This window comes from Veillonella sp., assembly GCF_041333735.1.
In the GTDB taxonomy this organism is placed as follows: Bacteria; Bacillota; Negativicutes; order Veillonellales; family Veillonellaceae; genus Veillonella.
This window is the reverse complement of record NZ_JBGKFB010000001.1, coordinates 915,431-930,472: the sequence shown is the minus strand read 5'-3', so window position 1 is coordinate 930,472 and position 15,042 is coordinate 915,431. Positions and strand designations below refer to the sequence as shown.

Here is a 15,042-nt window from a genome sequence, read left to right as displayed (position 1 = left end):
TTTACAAAACCACTATGGATAAAAGAATTCACCATACTCAAAGAGCATGGTGAACACTATTATTCAGCTACTACGTTAACCTTGATAGTACTTGTAATCTCAGGATGAACACGAACGAGTACGTCATGTACGCCTAATGTTTTCAATGGTTCTTTGATTTCGATTTTCTTTTTATCGATATCTACTTTGTATTGAGCTTTAGCTGCATCGGAAATGTCTTTTGCAGTAACGGAACCAAACACACGACCTTCTTCACCCATGCGAACTTTTACAGTTACTTCAACCTTAGCCAATTGAGCTGCCAAGATTTTAGCTTCATCATTCGCTACAACTTTGTGGTGAGCAATGGATTCTTGTTTTTGTTTCGCATTATTTACGTTAGTTGCTGTACCTTCAAGGCCAAGACCTTTTTTGATCAATACATTGCGGCCATATGCATCGCTAACTTCAACGATTTCGCCTTTTTTACCAACCTTTTTAACGTCTTCTAACAATACTACTTTCATTGTTCTTCCTCCTCTTTCTCAGCGGAATGAAGGGCTTCAAGAGCATGCTCTAAGATAGCCTTCTTCGCTTCCTCTATCGTCATACCTTGTAATTGGGCACCAGCCACAGTTCTGTGACCACCGCCACCCAAGGCTTCCATTACAACCTGTACGTTTACCTTGCCTTTGGATCGAGCACTAACGCCGATACCGCCGTCATTCAAGGAGTAAAGTACAAAGGCTGCTTCAATATCTTCATTACTGATGAGCATATCCGCACTTTGTGCAGCTAATGCCATCATATCCTTCAAACCTTCAGGTGCTACGGAGATAGCAATCCCTTCAGTTCGATTGGCTTCAAATACCATTTTAGCACGCAATTGAACAGAATCGAAGGTTTCAATAAATAATTGTTTAACGCGTTCAATATCTGCCCCTGCACGGCGTAAGAATGCGGCCGCTTCAAAGGTACGTGCCCCAGTTTGTTGCACAAAGTTCTTCGTATCAAGCACGATGCCCGCATAAATGCCTGTAGCTTCTGCTTTTGAAAGTTTTACGCCACCACCTGCGTATTGTACAAGCTCTGTAACAAGCTCAGATGTAGATGATGCAGTTGGTTCCAAGTATGTAAGCAATGGGTTTTCTACGAAGTCCGCTGCACGACGATGATGATCGATAACGATGCGTCGTTCAGAAATTTCAAGAGCCTCTTGAGCTGCGACCATTTCTTGGCGATGTGTATCACATACAATGGTGAGCGTATTAGCATCTACCCAAGCTTTTGCCGCTTCAGGGGTGATGATATGTTCTGTCCAGAACTCATTTTCTTTCAGAACAGTTACCATTTTATCAATGGCGCTTGTTTCCTTTGAAAGTACAATGCGTAATTCTTTACCCAAGGTACGTGCAATAGCTACAACACCGATAATACCACCTAACGCATCATAGTCTTCACGCTTATGACCCATCACAAGGATTTTATCGGAATCAAGCATAAGCTCATGTAAAGCTTGTGATACAACACGAGCACGAACACGGGTATTCTTCTCAACACCAGCTGTATTACCGCCGAAGAATCGGGTACTTTCACCATCCATAATACACACTTGGTCACCACCGCGACCTAATGCGATATCTAAAGCAGCGCGAGCACGACTAGAAACCTCTTTTACAGAGCCTACGTTCTCGCTAATCCCGATAGAAATCGTTGCAGGCACTTGACGGGGAGAAGGCAATTTACGGATTCTCTCAAGGATTTTAAACCCATCTTCCTCCATCGCATGAAGTGCACCACGAGAAATAGCAAAGGTGTACATATCATCTTGGAAGTTACGAATAAAACCTTCTTGTCTATCAATTTCATCCGTAATAATGTTATTAATATCGGTCCAAACGCTAGTATACTCGCGATCACTAAGACCTTTTGTCAATTCTTCGAGATTATCGATTTGAATCATGCCCCACACAGGTTGATCTTCTTCAGCTTTAATACGGGCCTTTTCGAGAGCCGTAATGTCCTTAAAGTACAGAGCCATGACTGCATGTTCGGCCAATTCATCTTCGCTATTGATATCTGGTCGTGCATCACGAGGATCAATGAATTTGTAAATAATTTGGAAATACTTATCTCCATACTGTTCCGTCATAAATCCAGATTTGCCCCAGATTTTATCAATACGGAAGCCAGGCATAAGAGCAGACATTTTTTGAAGTTTATTCCAGTCTACCTTAACCCAGTCTGCAAAGACACTATTATTCCATACGAGGGTACCTTGTTTATTAACAAGAGCAATCCCCATTGGCAAGTTTTGTAAGGCAAAGTTCGAAGCTTGTGTGACGTTTTTCATCATCGCCCCAAACTGTTCCCTTGCTAAACGACGCCGGTTATGAATGGTGTTATAGTTAACCAAATACGCCGCTACTACGATAATTAAAGCTAGAATTGCAATGGCCCAATTTAGATAGGCCAACAATAATAACAATAATACGATAACGGTAATAATGGTAATTTCTAAACCTTCCCATTTCCGTTGAAAGGATTTCATAACGGCCTCCTTTCTATTACTATTGACGCGCTTTGTAACGTGTCCGTAAATCTAAAAACATATCTATGACACCAAATATGGCTAGTGCTTGACCAAAGAAAAAGGCATACACACCTAGCAGTATCCACTTCAATTTATTACTCATGCGGTAACTACTCATCAAATCTGCTAAAGCTGCAAAACCATGAATAGAACACATAGAGCTACCGAGGAGTAATACATTAGTACTAATGGCTATGACCCAGGAAGAGTCCATATTGATATGCGGCGTACCATATATACCAATAATACCTAAAGCGTATAGCCCTGCACTCCAGACAGGCATCCTCCATTCTTCAATTGGTAAAAATCGAGGTATGGAGATACGTAATCGCTTACCTAGCCATATAGATATCTGAATAGTTATATAACTGTATGATACTGCAGCTATAGCTACAGCCACAAAAAACGCATCCTTCAAACCAGTAGCAAGCTTATCTACATTTTTTACAAATAAATCAGCTTGTTCCTGTGTGATATTAGGATTCGTCTGTAAGGCTTGATCAGCAATCATACGAACTTGCTCGGTCATCTGTGTATCTATCATTGATAGAGTAATACCAGATACATATACTTGTGCCATTAAAGTTACTAATACAGCAACAAACATAGCAATACTAGGGAGTAGTAGTCGCTTAATCGTCCCTAAAGAAAGACGGTTACCTTCTCCTACCCCTACACCTACCGCAGCAAATAAGCCAACAGGTATACCATTCCATGGTCCAAACAAAACTACCGCTAAGAAAGTAGTAACAACAGCTGCCGATATACTATACTTGCGACCCCATTTTGTTCCAATTATGCCAATGGCTGCAGGTGTAACAAAAAATGATAAAAAAGCGAAAGCTGGTAAATACACACTAATAGCACTAAGGATGACACCTATAGCACTAACAAATCCTGTTTCTACTATCGCTCTTGTATTTGTTTGTTTCATAAATCTCCATTCTAAATAAAAGAAGATAGATTAATTGGTATCTTTTAATTATAACAGTTTAAAAAGGTAACTTCAAATACCCTATATAGTAGACAAATGCGATGACACCGCTATTTATAGTAGATTCCATAGGTCCTTTTTAAAATGTTAAAAGTACCACACCATAGGGTGCGGTACTTTTGTTTATTATATGTGATTATACGTCTTGAATAATCGGCAAGATCATAGGACGGCGACGAGTTTTATCGTAGAAGAATTTACCCAACGCGTCGCGTACGTTTTGCTTAATAGTAGTCCAATCTTTGATGCGTTGCATTTCGCATTCTTCAAGAACTTGGTCTACGCGGTGTTCTGCAGCAATCATAAGTTCTTCTGCATCGCGTACGTATACGAAGCCACGAGATACGAGGTCTGGACCAGCTACGATTGTACCAGAAGCTTTGTCCATCGCCATTACAACGATAACCATACCTTCTTGAGCCAATTGTTGACGGTCACGGATAACGATGTTACCTACATCGCCAACGCCAAGGCCATCAACGAAGATAGCACCAGCTTGTACACGACCACCTTTACGGCCACCATCTTTATCAAACTCAAAGATTTGACCATTGTCGCCGATAAGGACTTTCTTAGGATCTACGCCCATAGCAACACCAAGTTCACCATGGCGACGCAACATGCGATACTCACCATGAACTGGAATGAAGTATTCTGGACGAACAAGGTTAAGCATTGTTTTAAGCTCTTCTTGACTCGCATGACCAGATACGTGGATACCACGATCTTTACCATATACAACGTGACAACCTAATCGGAGCAAGTTATCGATAGTTCTACCTACAGCACCTTCGTTACCTGGAATTGGTGTAGCAGAGATGATAACTGTATCATTGGGCGCCAACTCTACAGTGCGGTGGTTGCTTGTAGCCATACGGGACAAGCCTGCCATCGGTTCACCTTGAGAACCAGTTGTTAAGATCATAATTTGGTCATCTGTGTAGTTGTGCATTACATCTACGTCGATAATTGTATTTGGTGGAATGTTCAAGTAACCGCGTTCTTGAGCGATTTCTGTAACATTTACCATACTGCGGCCCATAACGACAACCTTACGGTTGAACATAACTGCCGCATCAATAGCTTGTTGGATACGAGATACGTTAGATGCAAATGTAGCTAACACAACGCGGCCTTTTGCTTCTCCAACAGCTTGTTTAATAGCAGGACCTACGGAACTTTCAGAACCTGTAGTACCTGGTTTTTCAACGTTTGTAGAGTCGGACATCAAGGCCAATACACCTTTATTGCCAAGCTCAGCAAATTTGTGCATATCCATCAAACGGCCATCAACTGGTGTTTGGTCGATTTTAAAGTCACCTGTATGAAGTACAGTCCCGATTGGTGTATCAAAGTACACAGCGCAGGAGTCAGGAATGGAGTGGTTTGTTTGGATAAAACCAACCTTCACTTGACCAATTTGAACTTCATCGCCTGCAGCAATAGTACGAAGACATTTTGGAGATACCTTATGTTCTTTAAACTTGCCTTCAATCAAACCACAAACGAGATTTGTTGCATATACTGGGCAGTTAATTTCTTTCATAAGGTATGCCAAGGAACCAATATGGTCCTCGTGACCATGGGTAATTACGACAGCTTTCACGCGATCCTTATTCTCGATGATATAGCTCATATCAGGAATAACGATATCTACGCCAAGCATATCTTCGCTAGGGAACGCAAGACCAGAGTCGAGAACGATGATTTCGTCCTCATATTGGAAGATGGTCATGTTTTTACCGATTTCACCAAGACCGCCAAGAGGGATAATTTGGAATTTCCCCTTATTAGCGCCATTTGGTGTACGACCTACTAATTCCACAGGAGCCTCTTGATTGTTGCGGTTTGTGGAGCGATTATTTGGACGGTTGTTGTTACGGTTTTGACTATTGCGACCATTGTTAGAGCGCGTATTACGCGTATTTTCACTACGTTCACCACGTGGTGCACGAGTTTGACGAGGTTTACGTTCTGTACGTTCTTGACCTTCACCTTGCTCAGCATTGCGACGTGTATTTGTACGGCGTGTCGTATTAGTACGACCACCATTTGCATTTGTACGAGTATTTGTACGGCGTTGGCGTGTTGTGCCTTCACCTTCACCAGTTGCATGTTGACGAGTACGACCCTCGCCAGCAGGGCGGCGTGTATTAGTGCGGCGGCGAGTCTGTTTATGTTCGCCTTCAGCCGCAGCTGTACGAGTAGCAGGTTTTGCTACTGTTGGTTCTGCTTTCACTTGTGCAGTAACCTGATTATCTGTTGTATTCACAGTTCCTCCTAAAATTTTGTTCATTATTTTATTTAACATAGTTTCTTTTCTCACCTATCACTTGAATTGATCTATGCTATGGAGGCCACACAAAGAAAAAGGCGCTAAAATACTAGCGTCTCGTCAAATGGGCGCAAAAATGCGCTATCAATTTTTGCCGTTCCTAGTGTTGTTGTGACCATTTGCCATAGCAAATGAGTATATTGCCATCATTAGACATGTCAGCCGCGACGGGTACGTTCTCTTCGTCCCTATCCAATGGGTCTTGCAATATAATCCGATCGATTTTGATGAAAGCCTCGCTTTCATACGTTATGTCTATTGTAACATAAAAATAGCGTTAACAAAAGAGGGTAGCCCCCATGTTAACGCTATTTAGATATATCATATTCTATTTGTCATCATCTGGCATAGTTTTGTAAAAGCCCTCGATATGCCACGCACCATTCTCTTCAATGACAGAAATATACCGTTTCATAAACTTCTCTCCGAAACTCTCAATCTTTTATTATTTTAATTATCTCAATTACTTATTATTTTAATAATCTCAATCACCTATTATTTTAAATAGGTAGCTACCGCCTCAGCAAATCCTTGTCGATAGAGATTAGCTCCGCCGTTTGCGGGATGTCGCAAACCAATGGCAGACAAGCCAAATTTGCCCATTGTATCAGCAGACTTTTGCCCTACGGCGAGCACAAGAGGTTCTACACCGCCTAGTTCAAGATGTAAATCTAACAAGCGTTTTGTATACTCCCAACCTAGTTGTTGCTCTTTATCCGTAGGTGTGCGATTAGTCAATGGGTTGCCATCCTTATGTGGATGAAAGGGGAATATATTCCACAACAATGTATCATAGGTATTGATACCCTTTTCAACAATGGCACTCCATACTACAGTGTCAGTAGGTTCATTAAAACCATCCTTTTGCTGTGTTCCTTTTAACAAAGAGCTAGTAGGTGAACTAGTACGTTCCAACTGAATAGTCGTTACATCCTTCGCACGAATGGTTTTGTGCTTATCTAATAGCATTCTTTCACAAGTAATGGCAATCCCTGTAAAGCGGCCTCCTTGGTATCCTACAGCCTCTGCCACTACAAAGACCTTAGCTCGACCTAAGCGCGGCAATAAATAAGCGACCAAATTATCTCGGCGCACCTGTGCCGCATCAAAGCCCTTTGTGACAATCTCTAAATCAGGATTTACCTCACCCCAAGGATTATGGACAAAACTACCTTGATACTGAGCAAGCCAATCTACAAAACCGCGTACCTTCTCTACTCTCTCTGCATCAAAGGACGCTATATATTCATCAAAAGACAAGCTCTTCTCTAACTCAAATAAAGACATACAGCCTCCAATTTTAATTTCATACGTTATTACCGATATATATCTACTATACATGATAATTACACGAATTGCATAAGAAATATATAGTTATATGTACTACAATCAAGATGTCACCACTCCGTTCTGGGGAATCAGGTACAGAAAGGAGGTGCAACAGTGAAAGATATTCTTATAATCCTTCTAATTCCTATCGTGGTAAATGTGACCAGCTATCTCATTTGCAAGTGGTTAGATAGGAAGTTTCATGGTGATTAACCCCGTTAGCTTAGACGATTATAAGCAATAAAAAACTCCCTCAAGTATTTCGCCGTTCTTGAGGGAGTTTTTTTGTGCTTACAGTGAATTCTTACAATCCTTCAGCTACTTATAGTATACATTATTTTAGAATTTTGTCCATTATAATTAAAGAAACCACCTAGGTATGTCGCAGTTCCTAGGTGATTTCTTTTGTGCACTCAGTGGAGCAGCACTTACAATCTTTAGCTTCTTATAGTATACACCATAACAATTAAATATAGAACTCGATTTTGTCTTCTTTTGCCAATTGGAATTGTTCGAAGATGTGGTTCCGTATATTAACAAAGTTAGCCGATGTACGGTCTGTCCTATCGATGATGTTTACAGGGATAATGGTTTGTACTCGACCTGGGTTTGCCGCTAGTACTACAACGCGGTCCGCTAGTACTACAGCTTCTTCAATGTCGTGGGTAACGAATACAACCGTCTTACCTTCTTCACGGCAGATGCGAGAGATTTCATCTTGCAAGTTGATACGTGTTAGTGCATCGAGTGCGCCTAGTGGCTCGTCCATGAAGATAATATCTGGATCAACAGCTAGTGCACGGGCGATGGATACACGTTGTTGCATGCCCCCAGATAGTTCTGCAGGATAGCGATTACGGGCATGGTCAAGGCCTACCATCTTAACGTATTTATCGATAATAGCAGGACGCTCCTCTTTAGGTACCTTTTTACTTTCAAGGCCAAGCTCAATATTGCTTTCCACTGTACGCCATGGCAACAAGCCATAGTTTTGGAATACTGTTACATATCTGAGCTGAGGGGCTTTCACCTCTTCGCCGTCGATTGTAATAGAACCAGATGTAACAAGTTCAAAGCCCGCCATAGCATTTAATAGCGTACTTTTACCAGAACCAGAAGGACCTAAAAGACAAATAAACTCGCCCTTTTCAATATCTAAATTAATATCTTCAAGAATGGTGAGTGGTTCCCCATCTTTCATAAATTCCTTATGTGCATTGCGCACTGAAATGTAACCCATGAGGCCACCTCCTATTTCTCAATACCCCAACGTTTGTAAATCCATCTTTCGATGAGAGATACCCCCCAATCAAGTAAAAGCCCAACAAAACCGATGGTTAAGATGGCTACCATCAATAGGTCGTTACGCAAGTTATTTCTCATATCGATGATGAGGAAGCCAAGCCCTGTTTGAGAACCTACCATTTCACCAGTTACAAGGAAGATCCACGCCGTACCAAGGGCGATGTGAAGACCAGACGCAATGCCAGGAAATACAGCAGGCAACACAATTTTAAATAACAGTTCAGGCTGTCTAATGCCAAAGTTACGCGCTACCTTGATATATACAGGGTCGATATTTTGGATAGCAGACACTGTGGACAATAGCACAGGGAAGAATGCTGCAATAAAGATGATTACGATAGCCGGTGCTTGACCGATACCGAAGAATAGAACGATAAATGGCAACCAAGCCACTGGAGAAATTGGTCGAATAACTTGGACGATAGGATTGATGTAGTTCCAAATCCCCTTGTACCAGCCCAAGATTAGGCCGAGGAAGACACCAGCTACAACAGAAATAATATAGCCGATAAAGAAGCGTACTAAACTATCTGCAATGTCCTTAAAGAGAACGCCATCTCCAATGAGTTCTCCAAAGCCCAGTAATACCTTATATGGCGTCGGTAATAACGCTTCGTTAAATCCGCCGAGGCGAACGATTAATTCCCAAATCAGCCACGCTGCAATAAATGCGCCCGGCACATATGTATATTTCTTCATGGTCCCCCTCCTATGGCAACAATGTTTGATCTACAAACTCTGAATAGCTCGGCACGTTTTTGATTAAATCAATATGTGTCATGTGATGCACGAGCGCATTATAACGGTCCTCTGTAAGGGCTAAATCTTTAAAACCGATAACTTGCAAGGAACGTTCAATAACAGGGTCCTTAAACTTCATGTACTTTAAGGAAATCTCCTTTTGTGCCTCTGGATGCTCGTCTAAATATGTACCTGCATCGAGATAGGCTTTGGTGAAAGCTTTCGCCAAATCATGGTGTTCATCGACGAATTTACCATTAAACACAAGGGCACAGCAAATATTGTCATGCCAGAGGTGGTCAGGATCTTCAAAGACCTTACCATTGCCCATTTCCAACGCTAGAGAACCAAATGGTTCAGCCACACTATAGCCTGCGATTTGACCGACCGCTAAAGCAGATGGCATTTCTGGAGGGCTCATTTCTACAACTTGTACATCTTTTTCCGTAAGGCCAGCACGTTCAAGCATGAGGTCTACGAGGATTTTTTGAGTAGATTGTTTATGAGGGATAGCAAAGGATTTACCTTTTAAATCTTGGACAGAGTTAATATCCTTATTTACGACGATAATATTACCCTCTGTATGACCCAATGCAGCAGCACGAACATCAATGCCTTGTTCGCGGGCCTTTACGCCTAGCTCAACGAGTACCGATGCAGCATCTACCTTACCTGTATTTAACGCATCCATAAGCTCTGGCCAAGATCCATACTTAACAAGCTCTACATGGACAGGACCATCTGCTGTTTCTAACTCTTTTGTTGCGAATACTGGCAACGCATGAGTAATCGGCAAATAGGCTATGCGTACAGTTTTTAATTCTTGAGCTGTCTTTGGTTTATGGTGCTCATGATAACCATATGCTATGCCACCGATAACCAAGAGGACCACTCCGATGATTAGATACCAAGTCTTCTTCATAACTTCCCCTCTTTCTGCCTCATAACAAGGGGCGTTTTTGACACATGTCATTTTTCGCACTTTTCTAAAACCTAGATGAAATATGGTTTTAGACTACCTCGTCTTCAAACTTATTTATACCCTACTATATCAATATGTATTAATTATGTCAATAAAACATAGTAATATTGTAGGTATTATTATTTAGGTGCGAAAAGTATCAATATAGGCAAATTATTACACATATAACAATACGTATAGGAACTACTAGCTAATGGCAAAACAAACAAAAGATATGCACTAAATAGAAAACAGGTAGTATCTAGTAGATACTACCTGTTTCTATATACGTGCTATTCACACATTGTATTAAGTTATATTACATATATTTCGTTATACTATTATGTTTTTACTGATATCGCATATATATATTTACTTGAACAAAGTCTTTTTATTTAATACATATACCTCAGATGTACCTGCTTCACTAGATTCGGATACATTAGGATAAATAGATGATTGACGGAAGTGCTTAATTTCCCCTTTTGGAACGATTAACATTACAGGTTTACCAGATGCGATAATCTTGTTAAACTCCTCTTCGTTAACTTGTTCCATAAGATATTTCTTGGACCATTCAGCACTGCGTTTTTTCAATTTATCCCGATCATCCCAACGGCTTTCATCACCATTGATTTTAATAATCTTATGACCTGTATAGTATACAGCAGCTGTACTATATCCATTGTAGTAATAGATATCACCATCATAAGAATCTACTACCGGTACTACATCGATATTACTACGTTGTCTTACAAATGGTTCTAACCCTTCCACCACAACGATAGAGGAAATAATCATCGTGCCAAGGACAATGATACTAACAAGGCGATACCCTTTTTTCGTATACCATGCGTGGAATAAAAGGAGTACGGCTACAGCCACCACAACATAGAGCAAGAAATAGAAGCCCCACGGTGCGAAGAATGAGCCCACCACGTAAGCAATCCACAAGAGTAAGGTAGGCCCCATAATAACCCATTTTATAGCTCTCGATTTACCTTTGCGTATGATCTTCATAACGCCCATAGCGCCAATAGCACTAAATGGAACTAAGCTCACGAATGTATATAAAGGATATTTTGTAGCCATTAAGGTATAGAATAAAAGTATGCCTACGCCCCAAGTCATATTATAGATGAACCCTGTATGTCGTTGTTTAAAGCCATCAATAATACCGTAAATAACGGCACCGGTCCATGGCATAGAAGCACCTAAGAAGATGGCGATGTAATACCACCACACATTATCTTCAGGATGTTCAGACTGTGTGGCCCGTGTTACATTATGAAGCCCTAAGAAGCCATTGATAAAGTCTTGACCGTGAACGCTGTACATATACACATACCACGGCAAGCAGACTACACAAAAAGCAAGGATACCACGCCAATCAAAGATGGCTTTCACCATCGACCAAGAACGATTGATACCGGCAAAAACGAGTAAAATCATACCTGGCAAAACGAGTGCTACAGGCCCCTTTGTGAGCACCCCGAGGGCTGCAAAGATATAGGCCACAATCATAGCATGTGGTTTCTGTTCTACCATCCCCTTATAGGAATAAATCATGACCATGATCGTCGTATAAAGTAGCACCATGTCCGTAATAACGCCATGAGCTACGGTCCAGAACATGAGGGATGTACCAAGAACACCGGCCGCAATTAAGCCGAGAGCCCACTTGCCGCTCATAGTACGCGTCGATTGATACATAGTCGCTACAGATAAAGCGCCAAAGATAGCACTTGGTAAACGAACCACCCAATCGGCAATACCAAAGATTTTAAATCCAAGGGCAATGAGCCAATAAATCATAATCGGTTTATCGTACCAATAGGTGCCGTAAATTTGAGGTGACAACCAATCTCCGGAGAGAACCATTTCCTTAGCAGTTAACGCATAGTTAGATTCCACAGGATCCGTAACAGGCAACATATTATTGCCAAACAGATAAAAAACGAGCCATACAATAAATACGACTGGCGTTAATCGTGAAAGTTTCATAAGGGCCTCCTTATCGGCGATTGCGATAGTATTTAAAGCCCAATACAGCCGCTATAATAACGAATACAACAATCATAACAATCAAGAACTCATGATTATATTGGATAAGATCCTTCCAGTTTTCACCGAGCACTTTACCCAAGTAAACAAGAAGGATTGTCCAAGGAACCGTGCCTAGTACAGTCCAAATAACAAAATGCCACATAGGATAACGAGCCATGCCTGCTGGGAAAGAAATAAATGTACGAACACCTGGCAACAAACGGCCAAAGAACACCGCGGCACCACCATACTTATTAAACAACTTTTCTGCGAGTTCAAATTTATGTTCATTAAAGAATATGTATTTACCGTATTTCAAAAGAAGTGGACGTCCGCCATACTCACCCATCCAGTAGGATAAGATAGATCCTACAATCCCTGCTAAAGTACCTACAACCATAGTCGTATGTAAATCAAATATCCCCTGAGCAATCAGATATCCTGCAAAACCTAAGACGATTTCACTAGGAATAGGAATGTTAGCATTTTCCAAAACCATTGCAATAAACATGGCTCCATAGCCATATGTTTCCATAAATGAAATGATATATTCCACTGTTTTACCCCTTTTTAATCACCATCCGGGTCCATTATGCACAAATTTTTGGGCATAGTATTTTCATCATTACCATACTTATTCAGTATATCTTATATTTTACCATAATAAAAAGGCCCTCACCACAGTGAAAGCCTTTTTACCATTTAACTGTATACGATTATTGCAATTCAGTAGTTTGAGTTGTTACTTCGCGAGCCGTAGTAAATGCAACAAGTTCTGCATCACCAGAACCAAGGATTACTTTGTTAGCTACTAGCGCGTTAGCCGCTGTTTTAGCATCTTGTAAAGTAATTCCAGCACGAGGAGCACTAATTGTGACTGATGTGCTTTTACCACCGACCGTAGAAAATGTAAGATATACAACGCGTTTTTCCGCCATGTGGGCGCCTCCTTTCACGTTTCATAAACAAGTTCTCGAATATAGATAGTATAGGATGATCTCTGTAATTCTGAAATTCTGTAATTACACTAATTACACTCAGATTAAATATATCTATCTACAATTCATATCAATAAGGATGGGAATGTGAGGGTTTGCAATCTCTATATCCTGTTACGACTATGAGAGGATATAAAAACTAGCAATTAGGATGTGTTTGGATCACCTACAAAAGTAATTTAATCATCTAGATTAATGTCCTAAGGATACTTCATTGACGCGGACCACGTCGGACAAGCTGTGGTCATACAAGGCTGCCAGCGCATTACCAACGGTTTTCACATTATCGTCGGACGCTTCTTCTGCAACACGAGTATAGGTTACGTCTTTGTACTTCGGCGCATCTTCGGTGCCGATGTTAAAACGCAACACCAATTTTGTGCGTTTAATGTTAGCCATCGTATCACCTCCTTTCACCCTCTTATATTCCTGAGAGTCCCTCTCGACAACCCCCTCTAGAGTAATTACGGTAATCATTGTGAAAGTCTGGGAACTACGGCTCTAACTCCGTACTTATGGCGATAACTACATACTTCTTATAGCGACTATATAGATTCAAAAGCAACTACATATATTTCATTAAGCTTATGACAGTATTAAAACAATAAGATTCAATAAATACAAAAAGACCTTTACCAATTCCTAGTTATATATAGGAACCGTAAAGGTCTATAAGATCTATAAATACTGTAAAGCGCCATTAAAAATAGTACTGGTATGTTAAACCGCTTAAGTTCAACACTATTCACTTTTCAATGCCAACATAAAGTCATAGGCTTTAACGGCTGCTTCTGTATCCACAAAGTGTAATGGATTTAATATACGACAGAATTTAAAGAGACATTCGTGTTTACGTAAAACATCTTTCACATGTAATACAGTATCTCGAGCTGTACGAGCAGAGCTATAACCATTCATCATGGCATATAGGTAAGAAATCGGCAAATTATCTTCACGCAAGTAGCTGTGAACAAAGATAAGTAAATCCCATCCTTGCGCTGTTAATTCAGGCCAACGACGGCCATTTTCCCAATCTAGCAAGGTAATCTTATCTGTATCAGGATCATAGGTAATATCTCTCATGGCAGGACGACCATGAGATAAACCGTAGTCATGAAGTTGTCCCAATGTTTTACCAAAACTATAGAAGATATGAGTCACCATATCTTGTAAGCTATCATCATCAGGATGTTGAGCCGGCAATTCGCTATAATAGGTTAATGTTTTACCAGACCCTTCTGTAACGAAATAATGCTCTCTAAATCCAGCAATTACAGGCGCTACAGGTAGCTGTGTATTTATAAAGGATATTTTATAGAACTCATAATCAAAGGCAGCTCTAGGAGATGGTTTAATCCAACTAGAGCGGCGATTACTGATATCTTGCTTTACATAATAGGTTTTATCGTTAAACTCTACAGGAAAAACACGATGGTCTTTCTCTTGATCAATCATGCGATCGATATATTCTAATAACATATCATTCATTATGGCCTCCCTTTGTATAACACTCTACAACACTAATACTCCCATTTATACAGAATCTAAATTATTGAATACAAAACTCTCCATCCAGGCTAAGTAAGTGCACTCATTACACATAGCCTCATATTTGTTCATATCCATTCTTATTCAAATAGATTATATATCTCTATAATTAATTAAAAGTAACAACACATTAGCCGTTACTCATATAAGTGTATACAATTAATGTTTTTATTATACTACAATTATGACCTGATATCAAAAGAAAAACCCCCT

General features: G+C 40.5%; 13 protein-coding genes. All 13 read right to left on the bottom strand.

What is annotated here, in order from left to right:
• Positions 1-59: 59 nt before the first annotated feature.
• Positions 60-506 (bottom strand): 50S ribosomal protein L9, encoded by a 447-nt coding sequence (gene rplI, locus ACDF53_RS04145; protein WP_105089868.1) that lies wholly within the window; start codon positions 504-506, stop codon positions 60-62.
• Positions 503-2,530 (bottom strand): DHH family phosphoesterase, encoded by a 2,028-nt coding sequence (locus ACDF53_RS04140; RefSeq protein ID WP_370815582.1) that lies wholly within the window; start codon positions 2,528-2,530, stop codon positions 503-505. Before ACDF53_RS04140 ends, rplI begins: the two co-directional genes overlap by 4 nt.
• 19 nt (positions 2,531-2,549) lie before the next feature.
• On the bottom strand, positions 2,550-3,506 hold the full coding sequence (locus ACDF53_RS04135; RefSeq protein ID WP_370815581.1) for a DUF2232 domain-containing protein: 957 nt from the start codon (positions 3,504-3,506) through the stop codon (positions 2,550-2,552).
• A gap of 196 nt (positions 3,507-3,702) precedes the next feature.
• Positions 3,703-5,838, bottom strand: a complete 2,136-nt coding sequence (locus ACDF53_RS04130) for a ribonuclease J (protein WP_370815580.1) — start codon at positions 5,836-5,838, stop codon at positions 3,703-3,705.
• A gap of 558 nt (positions 5,839-6,396) precedes the next feature.
• Positions 6,397-7,188 carry a uracil-DNA glycosylase gene (locus ACDF53_RS04125; protein WP_195186230.1) on the bottom strand — a complete coding sequence of 264 codons (792 nt, stop codon included), beginning with the start codon at positions 7,186-7,188 and terminating at the stop codon, positions 6,397-6,399.
• 508 nt (positions 7,189-7,696) lie between these two features.
• Positions 7,697-8,470 carry an ABC transporter ATP-binding protein gene (locus ACDF53_RS04120; protein ID WP_009352435.1) on the bottom strand — a complete coding sequence of 258 codons (774 nt, stop codon included), beginning with the start codon at positions 8,468-8,470 and terminating at the stop codon, positions 7,697-7,699.
• An 11-nt stretch (positions 8,471-8,481) separates the two neighbouring features.
• Positions 8,482-9,234 carry an ABC transporter permease gene (locus tag ACDF53_RS04115; RefSeq protein ID WP_370815579.1) on the bottom strand — a complete coding sequence of 251 codons (753 nt, stop codon included), beginning with the start codon at positions 9,232-9,234 and terminating at the stop codon, positions 8,482-8,484.
• Positions 9,235-9,244: 10 nt separating this feature from the next.
• On the bottom strand, positions 9,245-10,198 hold the full coding sequence (locus ACDF53_RS04110; RefSeq protein ID WP_370815578.1) for an ABC transporter substrate-binding protein: 954 nt from the start codon (positions 10,196-10,198) through the stop codon (positions 9,245-9,247).
• 411 nt (positions 10,199-10,609) lie between these two features.
• On the bottom strand, positions 10,610-12,241 hold the full coding sequence (locus ACDF53_RS04105; RefSeq protein ID WP_370815577.1) for an ArnT family glycosyltransferase: 1,632 nt from the start codon (positions 12,239-12,241) through the stop codon (positions 10,610-10,612).
• Between the two features lie 10 nt (positions 12,242-12,251).
• Positions 12,252-12,839: a DedA family protein gene (locus tag ACDF53_RS04100; protein WP_119208921.1), complete on the bottom strand. Its 588-nt coding sequence runs from the start codon at positions 12,837-12,839 to the stop codon at positions 12,252-12,254.
• A 160-nt stretch (positions 12,840-12,999) separates the two neighbouring features.
• The gene (locus tag ACDF53_RS04095; protein ID WP_060923771.1) at positions 13,000-13,221 is read right to left on the bottom strand and encodes a DUF2922 domain-containing protein; all 222 of its coding nucleotides are present in this window, start codon (positions 13,219-13,221) and stop codon (positions 13,000-13,002) included.
• Positions 13,222-13,473: 252 nt separating this feature from the next.
• The gene (locus ACDF53_RS04090; protein WP_009352393.1) at positions 13,474-13,680 is read right to left on the bottom strand and encodes a DUF1659 domain-containing protein; all 207 of its coding nucleotides are present in this window, start codon (positions 13,678-13,680) and stop codon (positions 13,474-13,476) included.
• A 342-nt stretch (positions 13,681-14,022) separates the two neighbouring features.
• Entirely contained in the window at positions 14,023-14,769 is a 747-nt protein-coding gene (locus ACDF53_RS04085) for a hypothetical protein (RefSeq protein ID WP_370815576.1), read from the bottom strand.
• Positions 14,770-15,042 lie beyond the last annotated feature (273 nt).